The organism is Bacillus sp. EKM206B (genome assembly GCF_011066015.1).
GTDB lineage: Bacteria > Bacillota > Bacilli > Bacillales > Bacillaceae > Bacillus > Bacillus velezensis.
This window is the reverse complement of sequence record NZ_JAAMNL010000013.1, coordinates 45,688-66,475: the sequence shown is the minus strand read 5'-3', so window position 1 is coordinate 66,475 and position 20,788 is coordinate 45,688. Positions and strand designations below refer to the sequence as shown.

The 20,788-nt window shown below is 36.2% G+C and carries 20 protein-coding genes, 2 tRNA genes and 3 pseudogenes; 15 read left to right on the top strand and 10 right to left on the bottom strand.

What is annotated here, in order from left to right; translation table 11 throughout:
- Positions 1-82: 82 nt before the first annotated feature.
- From G9F50_RS18235 to G9F50_RS18220, 4 genes are all read left to right on the top strand, one after another.
- Positions 83-164 (top strand) — tRNA-Leu (locus G9F50_RS18235).
- A gap of 68 nt (positions 165-232) precedes the next feature.
- Positions 233-316 (top strand) — tRNA-Leu (locus G9F50_RS18230).
- 230 nt (positions 317-546) lie between these two features.
- Positions 547-1,305, top strand: a complete 759-nt coding sequence (locus G9F50_RS18225; RefSeq protein ID WP_069013124.1) for a hypothetical protein — start codon at positions 547-549, stop codon at positions 1,303-1,305.
- The gene (locus G9F50_RS18220; RefSeq protein WP_032873009.1) at positions 1,298-2,803 is read left to right on the top strand and encodes a P-loop NTPase family protein; all 1,506 of its coding nucleotides are present in this window, start codon (positions 1,298-1,300) and stop codon (positions 2,801-2,803) included. Before G9F50_RS18225 ends, G9F50_RS18220 begins: the two co-directional genes overlap by 8 nt.
- Before the next feature lie 329 nt (positions 2,804-3,132).
- Here G9F50_RS18220 and G9F50_RS18215 read toward each other — a convergent pair whose 3' ends face one another.
- A complete protein-coding gene (locus G9F50_RS18215) occupies positions 3,133-3,651 on the bottom strand; it encodes a hypothetical protein (RefSeq protein WP_069013123.1) in 519 nt (172 codons plus the stop codon).
- A gap of 11 nt (positions 3,652-3,662) precedes the next feature.
- Positions 3,663-5,384: a ribonuclease YeeF family protein gene (locus G9F50_RS18210; protein WP_165406577.1), complete on the bottom strand. Its 1,722-nt coding sequence runs from the start codon at positions 5,382-5,384 to the stop codon at positions 3,663-3,665.
- A 274-nt stretch (positions 5,385-5,658) separates the two neighbouring features.
- Between G9F50_RS18210 and G9F50_RS20670 the strand changes: the two genes are divergently transcribed.
- The 4 genes and pseudogenes from G9F50_RS20670 (at position 5,659) to G9F50_RS18195 (ending at position 8,414) form a co-directional block, all read left to right on the top strand.
- A complete protein-coding gene (locus tag G9F50_RS20670) occupies positions 5,659-5,787 on the top strand; it encodes a hypothetical protein (RefSeq protein ID WP_223204396.1) in 129 nt (42 codons plus the stop codon).
- A pseudogene (locus G9F50_RS18205) lies at positions 5,744-5,868 on the top strand (IS1595 family transposase); the annotation flags it as partial. The gene G9F50_RS20670 and the pseudogene G9F50_RS18205, both read left to right, overlap by 44 nt.
- A 739-nt stretch (positions 5,869-6,607) precedes the next feature.
- Positions 6,608-6,972: pseudogene (locus G9F50_RS18200) on the top strand (BCCT family transporter); the annotation flags it as partial.
- Positions 6,973-7,010: 38 nt separating this feature from the next.
- Positions 7,011-8,414 carry an MFS transporter gene (locus tag G9F50_RS18195; RefSeq protein ID WP_060563133.1) on the top strand — a complete coding sequence of 468 codons (1,404 nt, stop codon included), beginning with the start codon at positions 7,011-7,013 and terminating at the stop codon, positions 8,412-8,414.
- A gap of 585 nt (positions 8,415-8,999) precedes the next feature.
- On the opposite strand, the gene G9F50_RS18190 is transcribed toward G9F50_RS18195, so the two are convergent.
- Both G9F50_RS18190 and G9F50_RS18185 read right to left on the bottom strand, forming a co-directional pair.
- The gene (locus G9F50_RS18190) at positions 9,000-9,947 is read right to left on the bottom strand and encodes an alpha/beta hydrolase (protein ID WP_060563134.1); all 948 of its coding nucleotides are present in this window, start codon (positions 9,945-9,947) and stop codon (positions 9,000-9,002) included.
- A gap of 90 nt (positions 9,948-10,037) precedes the next feature.
- Positions 10,038-10,457, bottom strand: coding sequence for an organic hydroperoxide resistance protein (locus G9F50_RS18185; protein WP_060563135.1), 420 nt, complete (start codon positions 10,455-10,457; stop codon positions 10,038-10,040).
- A gap of 341 nt (positions 10,458-10,798) precedes the next feature.
- Between G9F50_RS18185 and G9F50_RS18180 the strand changes: the two genes are divergently transcribed.
- Both G9F50_RS18180 and G9F50_RS20730 read left to right on the top strand, forming a co-directional pair.
- Entirely contained in the window at positions 10,799-11,239 is a 441-nt protein-coding gene (locus tag G9F50_RS18180; RefSeq protein ID WP_060563136.1) for a MarR family winged helix-turn-helix transcriptional regulator, read from the top strand.
- Positions 11,240-11,379: 140 nt separating this feature from the next.
- Positions 11,380-11,463: pseudogene (locus G9F50_RS20730) on the top strand (cystatin-like fold lipoprotein); the annotation flags it as partial.
- Positions 11,464-11,627: 164 nt separating this feature from the next.
- Here the strand turns inward: G9F50_RS20730 and G9F50_RS18170 are convergent.
- Positions 11,628-12,071 carry an Rrf2 family transcriptional regulator gene (locus G9F50_RS18170; RefSeq protein WP_060563137.1) on the bottom strand — a complete coding sequence of 148 codons (444 nt, stop codon included), beginning with the start codon at positions 12,069-12,071 and terminating at the stop codon, positions 11,628-11,630.
- 198 nt (positions 12,072-12,269) lie between these two features.
- On the opposite strand from G9F50_RS18170, the gene G9F50_RS18165 reads away from it, so the two are divergent.
- Together G9F50_RS18165 and cspC are read left to right on the top strand one after the other, a co-directional pair.
- A complete protein-coding gene (locus G9F50_RS18165) occupies positions 12,270-12,908 on the top strand; it encodes an NAD(P)-dependent oxidoreductase (protein WP_060563138.1) in 639 nt (212 codons plus the stop codon).
- A gap of 561 nt (positions 12,909-13,469) precedes the next feature.
- Complete coding sequence (gene cspC, locus G9F50_RS18160) at positions 13,470-13,673, top strand: cold shock protein CspC (protein WP_003156143.1); 204 nt, start codon at positions 13,470-13,472, stop codon at positions 13,671-13,673.
- Positions 13,674-14,274: 601 nt separating this feature from the next.
- Here the strand turns inward: cspC and G9F50_RS18155 are convergent.
- Positions 14,275-14,736 carry a CarD family transcriptional regulator gene (locus G9F50_RS18155; protein ID WP_060563139.1) on the bottom strand — a complete coding sequence of 154 codons (462 nt, stop codon included), beginning with the start codon at positions 14,734-14,736 and terminating at the stop codon, positions 14,275-14,277.
- A gap of 570 nt (positions 14,737-15,306) precedes the next feature.
- Between G9F50_RS18155 and G9F50_RS18150 the strand changes: the two genes are divergently transcribed.
- Positions 15,307-15,987 carry an aspartate/glutamate racemase family protein gene (locus G9F50_RS18150; protein ID WP_060563140.1) on the top strand — a complete coding sequence of 227 codons (681 nt, stop codon included), beginning with the start codon at positions 15,307-15,309 and terminating at the stop codon, positions 15,985-15,987.
- Between the two features lie 106 nt (positions 15,988-16,093).
- Here G9F50_RS18150 and G9F50_RS18145 read toward each other — a convergent pair whose 3' ends face one another.
- The 3 genes from G9F50_RS18145 to G9F50_RS18135 all read right to left on the bottom strand — a co-directional run bounded on the left by G9F50_RS18145 (position 16,094) and on the right by G9F50_RS18135 (position 18,299).
- On the bottom strand, positions 16,094-16,663 hold the full coding sequence (locus G9F50_RS18145) for a DUF2812 domain-containing protein (RefSeq protein ID WP_060563141.1): 570 nt from the start codon (positions 16,661-16,663) through the stop codon (positions 16,094-16,096).
- Entirely contained in the window at positions 16,650-16,967 is a 318-nt protein-coding gene (locus tag G9F50_RS18140; protein WP_012116900.1) for a PadR family transcriptional regulator, read from the bottom strand. The genes G9F50_RS18145 and G9F50_RS18140 overlap by 14 nt, the downstream gene beginning before the upstream one ends.
- 366 nt (positions 16,968-17,333) lie before the next feature.
- Entirely contained in the window at positions 17,334-18,299 is a 966-nt protein-coding gene (locus tag G9F50_RS18135) for a patatin-like phospholipase family protein (RefSeq protein ID WP_060563142.1), read from the bottom strand.
- A 200-nt stretch (positions 18,300-18,499) separates the two neighbouring features.
- Here G9F50_RS18135 and G9F50_RS18130 point away from each other — a divergent pair, with 200 nt between their 5' ends.
- Complete coding sequence (locus G9F50_RS18130; RefSeq protein ID WP_060563143.1) at positions 18,500-18,976, top strand: DinB family protein; 477 nt, start codon at positions 18,500-18,502, stop codon at positions 18,974-18,976.
- 35 nt (positions 18,977-19,011) lie between these two features.
- Positions 19,012-19,377 (top strand): cupin domain-containing protein, encoded by a 366-nt coding sequence (locus tag G9F50_RS18125; RefSeq protein WP_015416896.1) that lies wholly within the window; start codon positions 19,012-19,014, stop codon positions 19,375-19,377.
- 104 nt (positions 19,378-19,481) lie between these two features.
- Here G9F50_RS18125 and G9F50_RS18120 read toward each other — a convergent pair whose 3' ends face one another.
- On the bottom strand, positions 19,482-20,678 hold the full coding sequence (locus tag G9F50_RS18120) for a diaminopropionate ammonia-lyase (protein WP_060563144.1): 1,197 nt from the start codon (positions 20,676-20,678) through the stop codon (positions 19,482-19,484).
- Positions 20,679-20,788: the final 110 nt, after the last annotated feature.

The following is a 20,788-nucleotide window of genomic DNA, read 5'->3' as shown; positions in this document are numbered from 1 at the left end:
GCCATTAGCTCAGTTGGTAGAGCATCTGACTTTTAATCAGAGGGTCGAAGGTTCGAGTCCTTCATGGCTCACCACTTGTCACGCGGGTGTGGCGGAATTGGCAGACGCGCTAGACTTAGGATCTAGTGTCTTATGACGTGGGGGTTCGAGTCCCTTCACCCGCACTTTCTTTTCAAAGTGCTGATCATCATCACTAGCTTATATGCTTAGTGGAAAGACAGCTTCATAGCACGCGGTCGTGGCGGAATGGCAGACGCGCTAGGTTGAGGGCCTAGTGGGTGAATAACCCGTGGAGGTTCAAGTCCTCTCGGCCGCATCCCAATGATACCAAGGGTTTAATCACCTTTGGTATTATTTTTTTATGCAGAAAATGCAACCCTGTAGAAAATTTTATCATTAACCACATAGTAAGCTTCCTTTGGAATTCGGTTATTTTGTAATAGACGATTAGAAACAAGAAGAGATAAATTAGAAATGAAGGTCATCCTCATTTAACCTCAATTGTGGTAGAATTGATCTAAAATAACATGGAGGATTTATGAAATTATGGATGATCTAGCAAGATTGATTTGTGGTGACTATGCTCAACATAAATCAATTGAAAGTCTGTATGATGTACTCTTTAATAATATAAAAAACATGGAAACAAGAATTAATGTTTTACTAACTAATGATAGTGATGATTTGACCTTATTAGGCCCTTTTTATGCAAGAAACATATTGGAATCTTCATGTTCAGCTTTAATAGGAAGATTTGATCCTTTTAGATTGATTTACGTGCACAAAATTCAATCTTTAGATAGCTATAGTATTGGTAAGAAATCAAGTGGAGCGATAAATTGGAATGGTGATGTTTTTGAAAAAAAATCAAACGGTGCTATATGGAACCCAGATAAAGAATTTCAAAAGGTAGGGCGAGGCCTCTTTGGAGATGCATATGGTGATACATTTTGGAATCCTGCTTATCAGATGTTGATTGATGATGAGACCATTCAAGATGATGAATCATTAAATTATTACCGAAGTTCAGTTGACCCAGATAAATTCACAGAGTATTTAAGAACACGCTCGTCTAAAATTTATTCATCCCTTTCCAAGGGGGTACATAGTGAATTTTTGATTAAACCAGAAATAATATATGATAAATCAACTGTAGTCGAATTATTATTAGATGCTGTGAAATTTTGTTCTATTATTGGACTTGTTAGTCATTATATAGACTCTTGTATTTGTCGTTTGCCTTATGATAACGCTTTTGTAATCTATCAAAAATTATATGATTGGGTGGAGAATCATTATGAGTGATTTATTTGATAGCAAATTAATATTGGCAGCAGAAGATTTTCCAGATGAAGAGTTTCGTAAATATCATACTTTTTCTAAGTATGAAAATAAAATTATAAGAAAATTAATAGCTCATGGACCGGTACTTATAAGGGGAGGGCGAGGAAGTGGAAAAAGTGCATTATTAAAAGAAGCTTATTTTAGATCGAATGAAGGAGATCTCTCTGAAAATGTTCTGGGAGTTTATGTGAGCGTTAGGCACCTGCCCTTACTTAGGGCAGAAGGGAAAGATTATGAAGATATATTTTGTAAGTTACTAATAGATAAAATAAGAATTGCTATCGACAAGTATATAGATATTCCTGTTGATGATTTCAGTCCTGCTTCAGAAATCGGGACTATTCAAAGTGAACTTACGAATCTATCTGAGAAAATTGAAAAACGTATAATACTGTTTTTTGATGATGCTGCACATATAGGTAGAGAAACATCTTTAAAAGAATTTTTTGATATCTTCAGAACTTTATCAAGCAATACTATTTCATGTAAAGCGACTATTTATCCAGGTGTTACAGAGTTCGGTTCTAGATTTGATTTGCTTAATGATGCAACAGTAATAGATATTTCACGAAATGAGGAAAACCCATCTTTTACGTCATTCTTTAAGGAAATATTAGAAAGGCGGTATTCAAATTCCTCGCTTCAAGAGTTCTTAAAAGTTTCTATTGAGGATTTTTCGGGATTTGTTGGTAGAGCAGTTACGGGTAATGTAAGAGCATTTATTTATGCAATTAATCACATTATTGAAATATCGGAAGAACATGAAGTAATTGGACTCCGTGAAATTGAAGCAACATTAAAACATTTAGCAACAGAATACTACTGGCCCTTACTTGAAGAATTAGAACCGAAGCTTGGAAAATATGAACCCTTAATAAGGCCTACTAGAGAGCTTACAGAGACGCTATATAAAGAAGTTAGTTACTTTGTGGACAGGCCAGGGTATGGTCCTTCTTGTTTAATTCATCGAGATGTAATTGAACGGCTAAAAAAACTTTTCGAAATAATGGAGTATGCTGGTTTTATTGTAAAACGAGATTCATCCAGAGCAATGAAAAGTGGTGGAAGAGGAACTAGATATATTTTGAATTTATCAAGTTTGTTGGAAGTTATCCCGGGGAATAGACTCACGACGGATTTGTTCAAGAAATGGAATAGTATAGAAAAGGAATATCCTCAAATATATAAACGAGGTGTATTAGATAATATAATTCTTCCTGAATTAAAAGGAAATGGGTCTCTAGGGATTTTAGAAAAACCAATCTCTGTGCTTAAAAAATCAAATGCATATCCGTATGGCTTGACTTCTAGAAGAATAGAAATTTTAGAGAGTAGTAACTTCAAAACAGTTGGGGATTTAGCTGACGCGAATGATGATCAAATACTAGAATTAGAGAGAATTGGAGACCACTGGTTAGGTCGGATAAAAAGTGTTGTTGGGCAAGCTATTTGGATGTAATTTATATTGGTGAGTGGGGCGGAGAACCCAACCTCTATCTTAAATATTTCCCATTTAAAAAGAAGAGTAGACAAGTTGCTACTCTTCATCTTTTTATCCACTATCTTGTGCTATTTGTGAGAGAATAAATAACCGTAAGAAAAGGCAGCTGAACAATGCCCTAAAGGGATTTTTCAAGAGATATTTTTTGTTTTGATGGATAAAATAAGAAAATGCGTGGATGCTCACTATGAAAAAGATTTGTTTGTCAGTGACGCCTCCAGTAAGAATTGAATATTTTTTATTCTCAACAACGAATTTTTTCACTCCAGATTAATTCACATTTAGCCTCACACACATTTAATTTTGGTTTGCAATTCATCGATCTTATTGAGTTCGTAGTCATAATCACAGTTTTCTTCTAAAACAGAAATCATAGTTTCAAAGAAATCTTTTGCATTTTTTAAGAGTATTTCAAAAAAATCAAGTTTCGGCAGTATTACTTTTTGTTTTTGGTCAATTTCAAATAACAGCATATCATTCGATATTAATTTCATTTTCAACAGAAGGGGTTGATCTGGAAAAAAAGTTTCGCCTTCTCCTTTTTCGATTGTTTCTTCACTTAAATTCAAAAAATAAGCCCACAATTGATCAACCAAGTCCCACATGGTGACATCAAGCAAATCTTGTTCACCATATTTTAAAATAATCGCCCCAGATAAATAGTAGGGATCTAACTGTGATTTCATGTTCTTAAGTTCCCCTATATTGTTAAGTGGGACAAAGTAATCGTCAACATTATTTTTTAAGACTGAAAGATCCTTTATCTTCTTATTTGGCTTGAGAATTAATGATTGTATATAAAACATTCTTACCTCTCCTATTTTTCCGGATAGAATTGACCTACTCTTCCTTTTTGAAAGCCTACAACATATTGCTGACCCTTATACGTTCCTCTAATTTGATAACTGAATTTTGTTCCTTTTTGTACTAACTCTTCACGGTTTTGTTTCATGATTGATTCTATCGCATCTGCAACATCGCTAACAGTCATCTCTTTATTGAGAAAAGATTGACGAGACTTAACTGAACCATCCCATAAACTAGGATGATGGCGCTCTAAAATATGCTTCATTCCACGTTTATCAATGAGAAATGATTGTCCTCCAAAAATGTATTTCCTGCTTTGAAAAGTCTCTAATTCGTTTACAACTTCATGCGGCTTTGCTTTTTTTATACCATGTGTAGCAGACTGGTTCTTAAAAACTTCAAGTGCAGAGTTTTTATAACTCACCCCGTCAATTGTGTTGAAAGGAAAAGTTCCTGAACCGCCAGCTATTGCATATTGTTGTTCAAAAACATTTGGTATTTTAACGTATTCAATCCCTTTTTTTATTCCTGTTTTTGAAACTTCAAGTGTCTTAATTGCAGCAAATTTTGAACCGGCTTTTGCAACTTTGGATACTTTATCAATACCCTTCGGACCAACTATTGCAAGAACAACAGTGCTTCCGACATAGGACACCCATTTTGCCCTGCTGTAGCTATCTCCATTAATCATATCACGTTGGAAAGTGTCTTCTATGTCTTTTGCTATGATCTTATAAGTATCGATTGGATGTAAGACTGCGTTCACCGTTCCAGAAAGCGTTTCAATAGGGTGCATTGCAAGCTGATAGAGACCCATCACGGTATCTTTACCGGCTTCATACATTCCAACTGCAATACCTTTTCCGATATCGGCTTTTTGTTGAAGTTCTTCGAGCTGGCGGAAATAAACTTTTTGGTCAGGCTCCAAATTCTCGTATCCAATTTTTTTAGCCATTTTTAAATACTCGTCAGGATCTGTTACATTTACAAGCTGTTTTTTCAAATCTTTAATTTCGCGTTTTTTAGCTTCCTCTTTTTTGATCTTTAAATAAGCTTCAGACCGCTTTTCGATATCGCCTTTTTTCTTATGTATGTCACTCTCGCGATAAGCCTTGGCATTATAATGTATGGGTGAAGCGTTTTTGCCCTTACCTGTTGATTCCTGTAACTTTTGAAAGTCTGCTTTAATAAATTGTTCGTTAGGTTCAGTCATTGCATATTCAGTTTTTAAGTTCTCGTCTGTATCGCCTATTTTCTCAATAATTTTTTTTCGTTTGTTTTCGGCGGACGAGAGCTCATCCTTAAAAGCCTCTGTTGAAAATAAATCAAGTGGAAGAATGTCATCAATATCACTCAGTATATCTTTCATTGCTTTCTTCTGCTCGCACATCATTGCTTGTGATTTTCTATATGCGTTTGTCAGTTCGTGTTCTAAGAAGGATTCTTCGACATATGCATCGGATAAGCTGGCATCTTCCAGAATACCGGAGATACTAGTAAGGAAAGCGATTTTCATATCAATGAAATCAATCCATTGATCAGCTACCCCGGAGTGATCGTGAAAAAATGCTTTAATATTGTTTGCTCCCTTCCCAGAGAACTCACTATCATCAAGATCAGCAACAGCCTTAAATGCTTTTTTCAAATTAATCATTTGATTTTTCAATTCTTTATAATCGTTTGCTCGGTTTTCAGCTTCAGATAACAAAGACCTTGCTTCAAATACTTTCATTGGACAATCCTTTCAGTAAGTTTATATCTAAATATTACCATGGATAGGATGTGAAGTTCGAAAAAATTGTTGAATAAGAGGTAATGAATTGAACGTAATGAGATTTCTAGAAGTGGGTAATTAAGGGGGTTTTTACTCACCAATTATTAACCATTATTCATTCAAACCTATAGAAATGATGTAAGGCGATGTTAGAAAGTGTAATGAAAATAAGCTTTCATAATCAGTGATACGGATTCACAATGTTGAGGGCCTAGTGGGTGAATAACCCGTGGTGAAAATCAGCCGGTGTCTATTGGCTGCAGTGATTTTAGGTAGTGTATTTTCAATAACTTATTTGCAAAGTGATCAAAATACTCAAACTATCTGGACAATACTTTGCTTGGTTCTTATTTGTCGATAGTCGCCGTAACGAAAGCACTAAACAACACCTTAAAGAGATTCTTTTGATATGACGGCCACATATGACAGTTTGCGATTGTAAAAATTCAATGTATAACCCTTGTTCAACTTACCAAGTTCAATTAATAGTTTGTTAAAATTGTGATAAATGTATGAAAGGATTAAATGTTCATATCGAAACATTTGGATTACAGGGAAGGGGAAACAAATACATGTCGATTTACCAAAAATAAAACCATTACCTAAGAAATGTTTCTTTATTTCCAGCTGGATTTAAAAAATAATTTTGTTAGGTGTCATGCAATAAATTCAATTGTCGGTGATTGGCCTGTTTAAATGCATCCATTATTTCATACCCGGTGCTACTTATTTCTGTTGTAGTCTGTATACTGATTAATAGGTAAAGAAAGTCGAAAAGGTATACGAAATTCTTCATACAAATTAAAGTTTTGAATGAAAGAGCAGGATTACTCCTGCTCTTTTTCTTTCTAATTGGGCTAGATTAAACGCAGACGGTTATTCCTTGGGAAAAACAAAAAAATTTCTTCTATCCATTGACTAGCTTGGCTTTAGCCGGGTTTCTACCACCCTGTTGGGCTTGTCAGATTTTAAAAAGGTATGCTACGTTTATAGTGTTTTGTTTCACCTGATTGTGGGGTAATAAAGATAGAATCAGTAAATAATTCTTAGGAACGACCTCAATCTTATAATAAACATATTGGAAGACGTAATGGAAGAACTAAAATAAAGGTTTAGGATACTTTTAAGAAATAAAGTTTTTTATCGATTGTGATCATATTCACAATAGAGCTGTATGAAGGGGAATCATTTCTCCAAATAGTCTGCAGAAAATACCAACCGCAGCCCGAGGATATGTCACTAACCGTTTTGGCTGGTATTATCTGTTGGCTGTTTCTCTTTTTGTTGCTTCTTGTATTATTTTTAGCCCAATCGGCAAAAATAAGTTAAGGAAACCAGCGAAAACACTGAATTTCATCCTTTTTCCTGGTTTACAATGTTATTTGGCGCTGATATGGATATTAGTCTAGTCTTTTAAGGTACAGTTGAACCAATCAGCCACTATGCCGTTAGCTCTCCATCAGGTGAAACAGAAACCCCCAGACTTTAGAGAAGATTTACGCTATACATTCTGGGACTGCATGCTTGGACCGTTTATACGCTTGTATAATGTGGATTTGATAATTAAGGAGTCGATATTATTAAATGAAGTTTAACAAGAAAAAAATTAACGTTGTAGACATTCAAAAAGCGAAGAAAAGCGTGTTTGCTACAGGGATAGGAAACGCGATGGAATGGTTTGATTTTGCTTTATATTCTTATTTGGCAGTTATTATTAGTAAAAACTTTTTCAGTCCGGTTCAAAACGATGAATTAAAGTTAATATTTACTTTTGCTACATTTGCAATTGCCTTCTTACTTAGACCGGTAGGCGGAATTATTTTTGGTAAAATGGGTGATAAATTTGGTCGGAAAATGGTATTAACAATTACTATTTTAATGATGGCTTTATCTACTTTAATAATTGGTGTGCTTCCTACCTATGATCAGATTGGTGTATGGGCCCCTATATTATTACTCTTTGCCCGTATTCTGCAAGGCTTTTCTGTGGGTGGAGAGTACGCTGGGGCAATGGTATATATCGCAGAATCTTCTCCAGATAATAAACGTATAAGGTTAGGCAGCGGTTTAGAAATCGGCACATTATCTGGTTATATAGTAGCTTCTGTTTTAGTTACAGTACTTTTCTGGACTTTATCTGATGTTCAAATGAATAGTTGGGGATGGAGAATTCCTTTCTTCTTAAGTATTCCAATAGGATTATTTGGTTTATATTTGAGAAGTCATTTAGATGAATCACCAATCTTTGAAAATGACATCTCTGAAAACCAAGAACAACAACCAGGTTTATTTGAAGTCATTAAAACATATAAAAAAGATATCTTTTTATGTATCGTATTTGTGGCATTTTTCAATATAACCAATTACCTATTGTTAGGGTATATGCCTTCTTATTTAGATGAGAACCTTGGTATAAGTGATAATATAAGTACACCGGTTACAGCAATTGTATTGATTATTATGGTACCGTTCGCTTTAACTTTTGGTAAACTGGGAGATAAATTAGGAAATAAAAAAGTTATAGCAATTGGATTAGTATTAGGAATTGTATTTTCGATTATCTCTTTCCAATTTCTTAATATGGGGAATATAACTTTCTTATTTATAGGACTTTTAATGTTAGGTATTGTATTATCTGTATACGAAGGTACTATGCCAGGATCTTTACCTACGTTGTTCCATACTGACATTAGATATCGTACATTATCCTGGACATTCAACTTATCAGTTTCTATTTTTGGCGGAACAACACCTTTAGTTGCTTCTTGGTTAACCCATGTGACAAGAAACAATTTGGCGCCGGGTTTTTATTTATTGGCAGTCAGTTTAATTGGCTTAATAGTTGTGTTAACCTTATTTAAAGATACTTCAGGTAAATCTTTAAAAGGTTCTTACCCAACAGTTGCTTCTAAAGCTGAATTTCAAGAAGCTGTTGAAAATCCAAAAGATTCACTGTGGTGGAAAATGGAACAAACAGAAAAGGAATGAAAAAAAACATCCATTTAATTGACCGACTACTCGAAATACAGACTCAGAATAAGCTGGGATTATCCGAGCAGCAATGACTGCAGCTCTTTTATATTCTGGAGGGCTCACTGCTTTGCAAAAGCAGCGTTGTTATTCTCGATCGTCATTATTTTATTGGTTGTGTCCTAATAATAAAACATTGACGCAAGAACAAAGAGAAATTAAAAGGTCCGGGCAATACAGCAAAATAAGAAGCAAGAAGCTTTGTTATGCCAGTTCTTCTCCCGAAGGAGAGCTGGCTTTTTATTTTCTGTATGGGGTCCAAAGCAGAAAACGAGAACTTGTACGCTAACTAATAATCCTATTGTTTTTATCAACAAAGGTTTTTTGGATATGAAGAGGGTGAACTGGTGAAAAAATGGAGTTTGTTGTGGAGTTAGCTTTTCAATTAGGGGGACATCTCAACAACAAAATAATAACCAGCCCGATTAAAAAGCTCATCAAAAGTTCCATTATTCCAATATACGATCCACTCAATTATTTGAGTGGATCTGTTTGTTTTTTATTTATTTGCAGCAGTCTCTATGTGACGAAACAATAAATGGATTAAAACCCTTTACGCAGCCAGGTTGCGGCGAGGTCAATTGCTCCGCGCGCAGCTTCAGTTTTAGCTAAGGCGTTGAGCATCACGAAATCGTGAATGATACCTTGGAAACGTACGGCAGTGACCGGAACACCAGCTTCACGAAGTTTATTGGCATATGCTTCTCCCTCGTCACGAAGTACATCAGCTTCAGCTGTGATAATCAATGCAGGTGGAAGCCCTTGAAGCTGCTCAGCAGTTGCACGCAGAGGTGATGCTGTAATTTCAGCACGCTCGTTCGAATTGGTTGTGTACTGATCCCAAAACCACATCATCGCATCCTTGCGTAAAAAGTATCCCGCAGCAAACTGTTGATAGGATTCCGTATCGAAAGAAGCGTCTGTTACCGGATAGAAAAGTAATTGTTGCCGGATATTCAAGTCACCTCGTGCTTTGGCCATTAGCGTGACAGCAGCAGCCATATTGCCTCCAACACTATCACCTGCAATTGTTAGACTCTCGGGAATCATGCCGTTCTCACGGCCATTTTCAGATGCCCACTTCACTACTGCATAGATTTCTTCAATGGCTGTCGGATATTTTGCTTCTGGAGATAAGGTGTAATTTGGAAAGACAATAGCAGCTTGTGCTCCGACTGCTAGCTCACGGATGAGCCGATCATGTGTATGCTCATTACCAAATACCCAGCCGGCCCCATGAATGTACACGATGACAGGAAGGTGCGCAGGTGCATTCTGCGGGCGCATTATTCTTACTGATACCTGTCCGCTCGGTCCTCCTGAAATCATAATATCTTCAATATCAACTGGCAGTTTATCAATTGGGTCAGATTGAACCTCATCTACAGCTTCTCGTCCTTTCTCAGGTCCAAGGTCGAATAGATAGGGTGGGTTCGCGGTTGCTTCTGCAAATTCTTGAGCTGCTTTTTCTAATTGTACTTTCTTTAACATCAATCTCACTCCTTATTTGAAGGCTGGTCACCTATATGTTTTAATCAAATTTTTTTATTCTATTGCCTATTGATCTTGGCATCTTTCGTCTTACATTGCTGTTGTAATGATTTGTACATCAATATTTCCGCGAGTAGCTTTAGAATATGGACATACTTGATGAGCTGCATGTGTTAATTCTTCCGCTTGCTCTTGAGATACCCCTTGAATTTCCACCTCCAGAACAACTCCGATTTTATAACCATTATCACTTTCATCTTTTAATAAACTTACTTTACCAGTAACAGCTGATTCGATTTTTAATCGTTGTCTTTGGGCCACTAAATGAAGAGCACTGTCATAACAAGCTGAATAGCCTGCCGCAAATAATTGTTCTGGATTTGTAGCAGTGGATACTTGATTTGGTTTTGGCATAGCTAAATCCAAATCAATAATAAGATCATTAGATGTTACATGACCTTCTCTTCCGCCTTTTGTTGTAGCTTCTGCTGTAAAATATACTGTCATCATCAAACACTCCTATAAATTAAATTTAACACAATTGAATTTTAATCAATATAATCAGCGTTGTCAATTAAATTTTTGAAAATTAAATTGTTCTCAATTGAAATTAGCAATTAAAATCCTCTAAATGATTGATTAGACTAAAATAAAGAACAGTTTTCCGCAGTTTAAAGTTAGTGTACATAATAACCATATTGAGAAAATAGGAGATCATATTATTGGTGATAGATTCTTTCTGATTTTGCATAAGTTATGATTAATTAAATTGTCAGTTATTCAATTTTACTTAATGTAATTCTTATGCTATTATGTGTAGTAATGAATATAAATATTGTGAGGGATTTAACATGAAGAATGATGATAAATTACTGTTAAGTAATCATCTATGTTTTGCGATTTATGCAGCTTCCCGTGAAATGATAAAGTTATACCATCCTCTCTTAAAAGAATTAGGAATTACGTATCCACAGTATTTGATTCTTCTTGTTTTATGGGAGAAGGAAAAAATATCTGTTAAAGGTTTAGGCGAAGAATTATATCTGGACTCCGGAACATTAACTCCAGTTTTAAAACGACTTGAGGAGCGAGGTCTTATTATAAGAGAGCGTTCAAAAGAGGATGAACGAAGTGTAATTATTACGTTAACAACTGAAGGGAATGAGTTTAAAGAAAAAGTCACAATGATCCCTAATGCAGTATTTGATAAAACCGGTTGTAATGAAGAAGAAATTAAAAGTTATAACAAGGAAATTCGTAATTTACTTCACATGCTGACAACTGAGCAATAGTTTTGTGAATATAGATGGCGGGCCCAGCGGATGAATAACCTGCGGAGGTTCAAGTCCTCTCGGCTGATCCTTATGATACCAAGGGTTTTGACACCTTTGGTATTTTTTGTTTATAGAAATTTATCTGTTACTGTCAAGTAATGCGAGCAGATTCAGATGAGTACAAAAGAGATAACGCCATAATTCTTGTATATGATGACGGGAAGTATATTCAGCTTGCGTTTTAGCAGCCGGAAGAAAATTCTCGCAAGCTTACTGCTTAAAAATCCATTTTTTTTTAATCAAAAAATCAATATCAATTCGGGGCTGGATTCAATATGATCCAGTCCCTTTTTGTTTTATTGATTTTTCTTATCCCCAGTCTTATAAAAGATTTTCTGTGAATCATTTAACAATTATCGGCCGATTTTTCTTTTTCGATAATATCCTTTACCACATCCTCAATTGTTATATGTCCAAGAGCTATTTCCAAGGCAGATTGGGCGATTTCAAATATTGGACCAATTGTACTTTGAATGTTCCGGCCTACAGGACATTGAGGATTGGGATTTTCATGTATACTAAACAATTCTTTATCTTGAACAACATTAACTGCTCTATAAACATCAAGTAAGGTGATTTCAGTTAAATCCTTCGCTAATTCAGCTCCCGCAATACCTGGCCGTACATTTACTAAACCTGCTTTTTTCAGCATCCCCATAATTTTTCTTATTAAGGCGGGATTTGTATTTACACTTCCAGCTAAAAATTCAGAAGTGCTAATTCCGTCTTCATTTATTTCAATAAGAGCCAATATATGAATTCCTACAGCAAAACGGCTGCTAATAGACATGATTTCTTCACCATCCTAATTACTTTACACTCTTTATAGTACACTTGTAACTGAATGTATTACAAGTTTATTTCACTCTAATATGCTCAATTAACAAGATGATAAAAGTATTGACAAATAAATAAGGTGTAACTAAAATTATTACATGTAATCAATATGGTTACATGTAAAATTTTGAATGATTAGGAGGACTTTAAATTGAAAATTGGAATCATTGGTGCAACCGGAAAAGCTGGAAGTCTTATCTTGAAAGAAGCGGTAAGCAGGGGACATGAAGTAACTGCAATTGTAAGAGATGCTGCAAAACTTAAAGAGGAAAAGGTTTCAATCATTGAAAAAAATATAATTGATCTTACATCGGATGATCTAAAAAAGTTAGATGTAATAGTTAATGCCTTCGGAGCTCCATTAGGAGAAGAACAGGCACATGTAGATGCTGGCCGGGCATTAATTAGGGCATTAAAAGGAATGGGTACAAGAGCCGTAATTGTAGGCGGAGCAGGGAGTCTTTATGTAGACGAAAATAAAACTGTCAGTGTAATGGATACACCTGATTTCCCGGAGATTTTTATTCCAACAGCTAAAGGGCAAGGTCGTAACTTGCAAGAACTAAAGGAAGCTTCTGATATTAACTGGACATTTATCAGTCCTTCAGCGTTATTTGACCCAGACGGGAAAAGAACTGGATTTTATCAGTCAGGAAAAGATCATCTTCTGGTGAATTCGAAAGGCGAAAGTTATATCAGCTATGCAGACTATGCAATTGCAGTATTGGATGAAATAGAAAATCCAAAACATATAAATGAACGCTTTACAGTTGTGGGAGAAGCTGAATAAGTTACTGAGTAGAAACAAAGGGTGCCATTAGCGTCATCGCTAATGGCATTTTCCTTTTAAGAATGTACGCAGACATTGAAAACTTTGCAATCAGAGTAGCTGATTATTTTTATGAAAAAGGGGATTTATCATGTTCCAATGAATATTATCGAGCTGATGACAGAGCAGGTGCTTAGTGAGTTGGATCAAAAAAATACGTATAAATAGCTCTGGCTAAAACCTTTGCGGGTTAGTTAGAGCTTTTGTAAACCCACTCGTTTTCATGAGTGGGCTTTTTAAAAATACACCTCTCAACATGATATTTATTATTAAGTACGGTAAGGGGTCCGTCAAAACTTCTAAATTACAAATGAAGGTTCTCACTAAAAAACCTGCCGCACGTTTAACAAATAAAACATGAATGAACATATTATTAATTTGCAGTTATTTCCGTTTCGTGCTATGATAAAGGAGAATTATTTTTGTTCGTGTAAAGGATAGTATGAATATCGACTTTTCGTCTTGATGATACTTTGGGCAAGGATAGTAATACAATGTGTAATACACTAGGAGGCAACAAAAATGGAACAAGGTACAGTTAAATGGTTTAATGCAGAAAAAGGTTTTGGATTTATCGAACGTGAAAATGGAGACGATGTATTCGTACACTTTTCTGCAATCCAAAGTGACGGATTCAAATCTTTAGACGAAGGTCAAAAAGTAACGTTTGACGTTGAGCAAGGTGCTCGTGGAGCTCAAGCTGCTAACGTTCAAAAAACTGCTTAATCTTCAATCGTTTATACAAACAGGCTCTTTATATAGGGCCTGTTTTTTTATGTTCTCTGTATCATACTGAATAAAAAACCCTACTCAACGTTCGAGTAGGGACAGATGCTACAAGGTAAGAAAAAGGTTTAAAACCTCAAAGGATTGTTTACAGTATAACATACCGGATTGACGATATGTGGAATATATATAAATGATTTGTTTTTATGTTCTCAAGGTAACTGTATGTTATTCTTTGTTACAATTCGCATATCTCTTTTATGAAAAGAAGATAAACAACTGCTATTCACTGTCGCAAGAGATGTAAGGAATTCTTAAAGATAAAGAGGGGAGTGGTTGTTTTTTCTTCCGGAAATAATCACTTAGACCTAAAACAATGAAAGCCCTGCCTCTCTTCCATCCTTACGGCTCCTTGTCCGTGCCAGTGTGAATCAGGATTACAAAAATCAAGTGACTATTTCATCGAGAATTCAAGTGTTCGTTGAAGAAAAAATAAAACAGATTAGATTGAGGAGTAATAAAAGCGGTTAATGTTTAAAAAGTAAGTTGAAGAAGTTGAATGTCTAATCGTAATATTCTGAAAAATTATCTATCATTAACCTTAACAGAAACTTTTTATTTGTTTTTCAGTGATTCCTTTAATGACTTCCAGTTCACTAATCAAAAATTCATATGCATTATCCAACATTTTTTTTTCGCTTGAGTTAAGTGCTTTCTCTTTCTTCATACGCATTAAATCACGTACAACTTCAGCGCCTTCTTGTATTTCACCCGTTTTTATTTTGTTCGTGTTTACTATATACCTTTGCTTCCACGGCAGTAACCTATCTGATTCTCCATGCTGAAAAATGTGTATAATGTGTTTTAATGCACGTATATCAGTAACTGGCCGTATATTTGAACTCGATATTTTACGCGTTGGAATCATAACTGTCATATTACTGATTGACATTCTTATGACATAATACTGTTGTTTTTCCTCTAAGAATTGTTTTTCTTCTATGGCTTCAATTGTACCTGCTCCGTGCATTGGATAAACAATGTTATCGCCAATTTGAAACATATAATCCACCTCCATATATGGGAACTTAACTTAAGGTTATCATATATGAAGTGAGATATCAAATTTTTAATGATAACATGGTCGTTTATTTGTGTCAATAACTTTTTTGAAAAAAACATCAAAACAAGAGGGAACCTGTGGGATTCCCAAAAAAGGAAAGATCAATTCAATTGGTCCGTGTATATCTTGGAATCTCGACTAATTAACAGAGATCAGTTTTTCGTTGAAAATGAGTTATTAAATCTCCTTTAGGAGTTCATGACTTGACATCAATGACACTTTACTAATCTATATGGGCACAATTTAATCACCGTTTTTTAACCATAATTCATGAAAACATATAGAAATGATGAAAGTGGAGGATAGAGAGTGTAATGAAAACAAGCTTTCATAACCTTAATGTATCTGCCATTCTTCTTCGTGCGGCGGAATTAGATATGATAATTCGATTAATGAAATGAAAAAATAGGAGAAGACAGCCAAAAAGAAATGAGAGCAGATTCAGATGCGTAACACAAGAATAACTCATCGTGATCGTATTCGTACACATTTTTACAGAGGAGGACAGTTATGATTGGAATACTGGCAGGAATGGGGCCAAAATCTACTGGGCCATTTGTAGAAAAGGTAGTAGACGAGTGCCAAAAAATATATGGAGCAATACATGACATGGATTTCCCTCATATGATGATTTATTCTTGTCCGACTCCTTTCTATATGAATAAACCTCTCAATCATACGGACATGGAAAAGGCAATTATTGAGGGGGCTGTAAAGCTTGAAAAAACGGGTGTTGATTTTATTGCAATCCCATGTAATACCGCACATATCTATTTTAACCAAATAAAAAAATCGCTTTCAGTCCCTTTACTAAACATGATTGATGAAACCATAAAAAAAATACCTAAAGGCTCCAAAAAAGCAGCTCTTTTAGCCACTGTTCCTACGGTTCAATCTGGAATATTTCAAAAAGCGTTAAACAGAGAAGGTTATGATTTTTTACATCAAGATAGTTGGCAAATCTATGTCGATCACATAATAGAAAAGATTAAACAAGGTCAAATCGATGAGGCTAGTACATTATATGATGAATTACACCGTGAATTAGCAGAAAAGGTTGATACGGTTATCATTGCATGTACGGATTTAAATATGGTCACGGATCAAAAAAGCAGCGAACTTACCTTTGTTGATTCATCAGCCTGTCTCGCTCAAGCCATTGTAAATAAGTATGTATTATTAACAAAATAAGCCGTCTGATTTATCAGCAAATTCAGGGCGCTTTTTTTCCGTTAAAGCGCCCGGCTTCGGCAAATACATGATCCTCGATTACTTCTTTGAATGTAACTTCCCCGCGTTATTGTTCTTTTAACATTGAATACTTTCGATACGCTTTATAGAAACTGCAGCCAAATAGAACAGCCATAAGGGCGGGAAGCGACCTCAAAAGGGCAAATGGAGTTTCAAATAAAAATGCTTTCCAAAACATTGCGCCTTCCATACTCCACAGACCTTCAGCTAAATACAAACCTGAATTCGTGTAAAGCATATTACAATAAAACAAGCACAGTAACCCAAAACAAGATGAAAAACTCATTAGTCTTTTATAATAATTACTCTTTGATTGGCGATCCGAGAAGATTTCATTTTGATCATCATCTTCTTTTTGCCAATATCGAGTTCCAAGCCCCCAAGGGCCATTTATATAAACCCAGCCGAAGTCTTCATAGATCTCTTTGTAATCTTTGAACTTTTTCTTTGATAAATAATCTTGATAATCCAGTCGCATCACATATTTTTTGTCGGTTTTTTCGAAAGTGTATATTCCTAATCCGCTGATATTTGTACAGCGATAGCCTTTTTGTAATTGCTCGTTCAGCCATTGCTCCTCTTTTTCAATATCAAAAAACATCTTAAATGTCTTCATTCGATTCACTTCCTTCGTACAGGGATAAAATATGAAGTAATCTGTTTTGTTCCATTTTCAAAATGGCGCTTCCTTCCGCAGTTATCATATAAACTTTTCTCCGGCCCGATTCTCCAACAGGTTCAATCCAGCCATGCTTATTCAAGTTTTCAATCGCGCCGTATAATGTGCCGGCTGCTAAAATAACAGTTCCGTTACTCATCTTTTCGATCTTCTGCATGGCGGCATAGCCATGAAGCGGCTCACGCAGAGCTAATAAAATATAATGCATGGTTTCAGACAGCGGTAATAATTTATGTTTCATATCCTCATCCTCTATTCAGTCTGACTATATAGTTAAACTTAATACAGTTCAACTGAATAGTCAATGGTCTTTTCAAAATTTGTCAAAGGAACTTGAAAATCAAATCTAAAAAGTCGCTTTTCTTACGTAATGGGAAGCGACTACTGAGTAGTCCTATTCAATTAAATGGCCCGATTGTTGGATGTAATGCTTAACTTCAGTGCTTGAAATGCCGGGTGGTAATAAGCTAAGCTTTCACTTTATCGAATGCCCAGCGTATAAACACCCCGTAAAGGTCCAAACCCTCTCGGCTGCATTAAAAATACCAAGGGTGTTGAGTCCCTTGGTATTTTTTGTTCATTGAATTATTATAAACTTCTAACTTAGTTAATGGTTGTTGTTCCAGTTTTTCTCTATAAATGTATTCACAGGCTGTAAGTTGGTTTTGTTCGCAATTTCAATGACAGCGGGAACCACGGAAGGGTCTGTTTTGGAGAAGTTAGGAATCCGCGGATCTAACCGGAAAAAGCGATCTCCCAGCAGATTCGCGCTGACCATGGATTCATAGTAGCCATTTCCGCCGGAGATCATCTGAAGAAATGGCAGTAAAGGTTCATTAGGCGACCTGTCCAAAAGGACTCCCCAATTTGGAGGAAGGTTCTTCAGATTTTCGGGACGTATGTTATCCGCACTTACCATTCCCCACCCCCTCGTATCTCTCCTTAACCGAGTCGGGGCTTCACCTGTACCGATGGATAGCGCCGCAATTTGATCCAATGGCACGTTGGCTTTACCAACCGCAAACGCGATACTGGCCGTACTGGGGTTGGTTGCCACTACATATCCGTCCACGTAATTTTGATAGGCTCGCTGCGTCGCGGGAGCACCGCTGCTCCGCAGTATGACATCGCTCACTTTCTCATTTAAATAGGGAGAGCCGGGAAAGTTGTGAAATAATACGGGCGTCCAACGATCCAGTGCTGGGGAGTATAATTTGAATGAAGGGACAACAATTCGTTTTCTTACATCTTTAAGACGAAGGCCTGGCGGGAAAAAGTTTCGTACCGCTTTAATAAAACCGGAGTATGGTAATTGCTGATTGAAAACAGGTCCGCCCGGCCGGGAAGTGCTGAATGCGGGCAGGATTTCATCCTCAAAATACTGAAGTGTTTCCTTCGGAGATCTTCCGCTTGCTAATGCAAGGGCAGTAAACGAACCGATTGAATTTCCCGCAAATACATGGGTTCGGCTTATTAATGCTGGATTTTTTTCAGCCAGTCTGTTCAATAGCTGTAAACTTAAAGCACCTAAGGTACCGCCCCCGTCAAAGGTCATGATCCGATATTTTGCCAAAGCTGATTTCTCCTTTCTGATGAAAACTATCATTCAGTATATGTTCAACCAGAGTCTATTGTATGGATGAATGAATCTCTTCTTATCTTAAAAATGGTTTGATTATCAATCCGGCGAGTCGGGAAAGAATATGTTTTTTATTTGAAGAGGTTTTTTCCGGGAAGAAGGAGAATTATTTAAAAATAAAAGGGGGAAAACACTTGAATACAATTGACCTTATTATTTTACATTTTGAAGAGGTAAGACGGCGAAGCATCAAGTTATGGACAGCTATACCTGAGGAAAAAATGGACTGGCGCCCGGATTCCGAAGCCATGTCGTGTAAAGAAATGATAAGACACATATTAGAAGCGGAATTTCTTTATCATCAAATTTTAATGAAAAACATGAGTGAGTTTTCAGAGGAAACTATTAATCCTTATGATTCAAAAACGTTTACCACAGTAAACGAAGAATTAGAATTTGCAAAACCGTATCGGGCCGAGTTTTTGACATTCATCAAATCGTTAAACGAAACAGATTTAACAAATATAAAGATTGACAGGTCTGATGTTGGATATATTCGCGAACTAGGAGACATGTTATTAAGAATCGCTTACCATGAGTCCGTACATACCGGTCAGCTTTTAGACTATCTCAGAACTGCTGAGGTTGACAGGCCTTTAATTTGGGACTAGTTAAATAATTGAGTTTTACACGGGAAGGGGAAAGAATGGAATATAAACCGATTAATTTTCAAGAGAAATTGGCTGCGTTCCAAGATCAATGGTCTCCAAAAGTAATCGCTGAAATGAATGATTATCAATTTAAACTTGTTAAGGTACAAGGGGATTTTGTTTGGCATAAGCATGACGAAACAGATGAAGTCTTCATTGTCATTAAGGGTAATTTAATCATTGAATTTCGTGATGGAGAAGTAACATTAAATGAAGGTGAAATGTTTGTCATTCCGAAAAATGTTGAACATAAACCTTATGCAGAATCAGAGTGTAACATTTTGCTTGTAGAACCTAAAGGTGTTGTGAATACCGGGCAGGAAATAACTGATCAAACAGCTGAAAATGATGTCTGGGTCTAGCCTGTAACAAAAAACGATCAAAACTCCGAAAGACTCGGAAGCCTTAACTTCACCCAAAGTTAAGGCTTTTTATAAATTGTTAAAACAAACATGTTGCCGTTGTTTTAATGATCTGTTCCCCAAACCGCTTTCCGATAATTTTCCGGATCAGTATCACCTTCTGTATTAATGATTAACACATTAGATGATTGATCTAATTCTAATTTCTTCTTTATCTGTTCCATTGAAGTATTTCTACTTAACTCATGCAGCAAACCTAATGGTACGGAACCTGACTCACCAGAAATAATCTTTGGATCAGGATCAATAGGATTACCCAATATTCTCATCCCCAATGCGCTTATCTTGTCATTACAAGAAAAGAAATAATCACTGCATGTTCTCAAAATGTTCCAACCGAATGGGTTGGGTTCGCCGCAGGCAAGCCCAGCCATCATTGTAGAAAGATCACCGTATACTCGGACAGGTGATCCAGAGGCGCTTTGGGCTGACCGGTACAGACAATTTGCGCTTTCGGGTTCAACTATGGAGATTTTGGGCTTATTCCCGCTTTTTGCATTTAATAGGGAAGCTGCCATTGAAGCAGCGAAAGATCCCACTCCAGCCTGAAGGATAACATGACTGATTGTATTGAAGAAATCTTCATTTTGTTTGTATATTTCTGCAATAATTGTTGTATATCCTTGCATGATAGAGAGAGGAATTTGCTTGTATCCTTCCCAAGCCGTATCCTGAACTAAAATCCAATGATGTTTCTCAGATAAATCTGCCGCCATTTGAACAGTGTCATCATAATTTAAATCTGTAATGTACGCCTCAGCACCTAAATGTTTAATGGCTTCCAATCTCGCGGGAGAAGAACCTTTCGGCATATATACCTTTGCTTTCTGTCCAAAAAGGGAAGCCGCCCATGCCAGTCCCTTTCCGTGATTACCGTCGGTAGCTGTAGCAAATGTAGCAGAAGGAGCGCTTTTTACAAGTTCAACCAATTCGTTAAAATGAATGGAATTAAGGTCGATTTTAAGTTTTTCACTATAGTAAGAAGCAATCGCATATGAAGCACCCAAGCTTTTAAAAGCATTAAGGCTAAAGCGTTTAGATTCATCTTTGACATAAAGACTGTTTATGCCGAGATATTGTGCGAGACCTCTTAACGAGTGAAGCGGTGTTGCTTGATAGCCGGGAATGCCGGAATGAAAATGAAGCGCTTTTTTTGTTTCCTCTGCAGAGAAATAGGAAGATTCCTGAGGTAACGTATCAGATCTGAAATGATTCGAAACCCAATCAATATTCGCAAACAAATTTCTTCACCCTTCCAATATGTGATATATCACATTATACATGGATCGGAATGTAAAGCAACTCTTCTTTTTCGCAAACGATATACTAAAATGTGGTATATTACATGTAA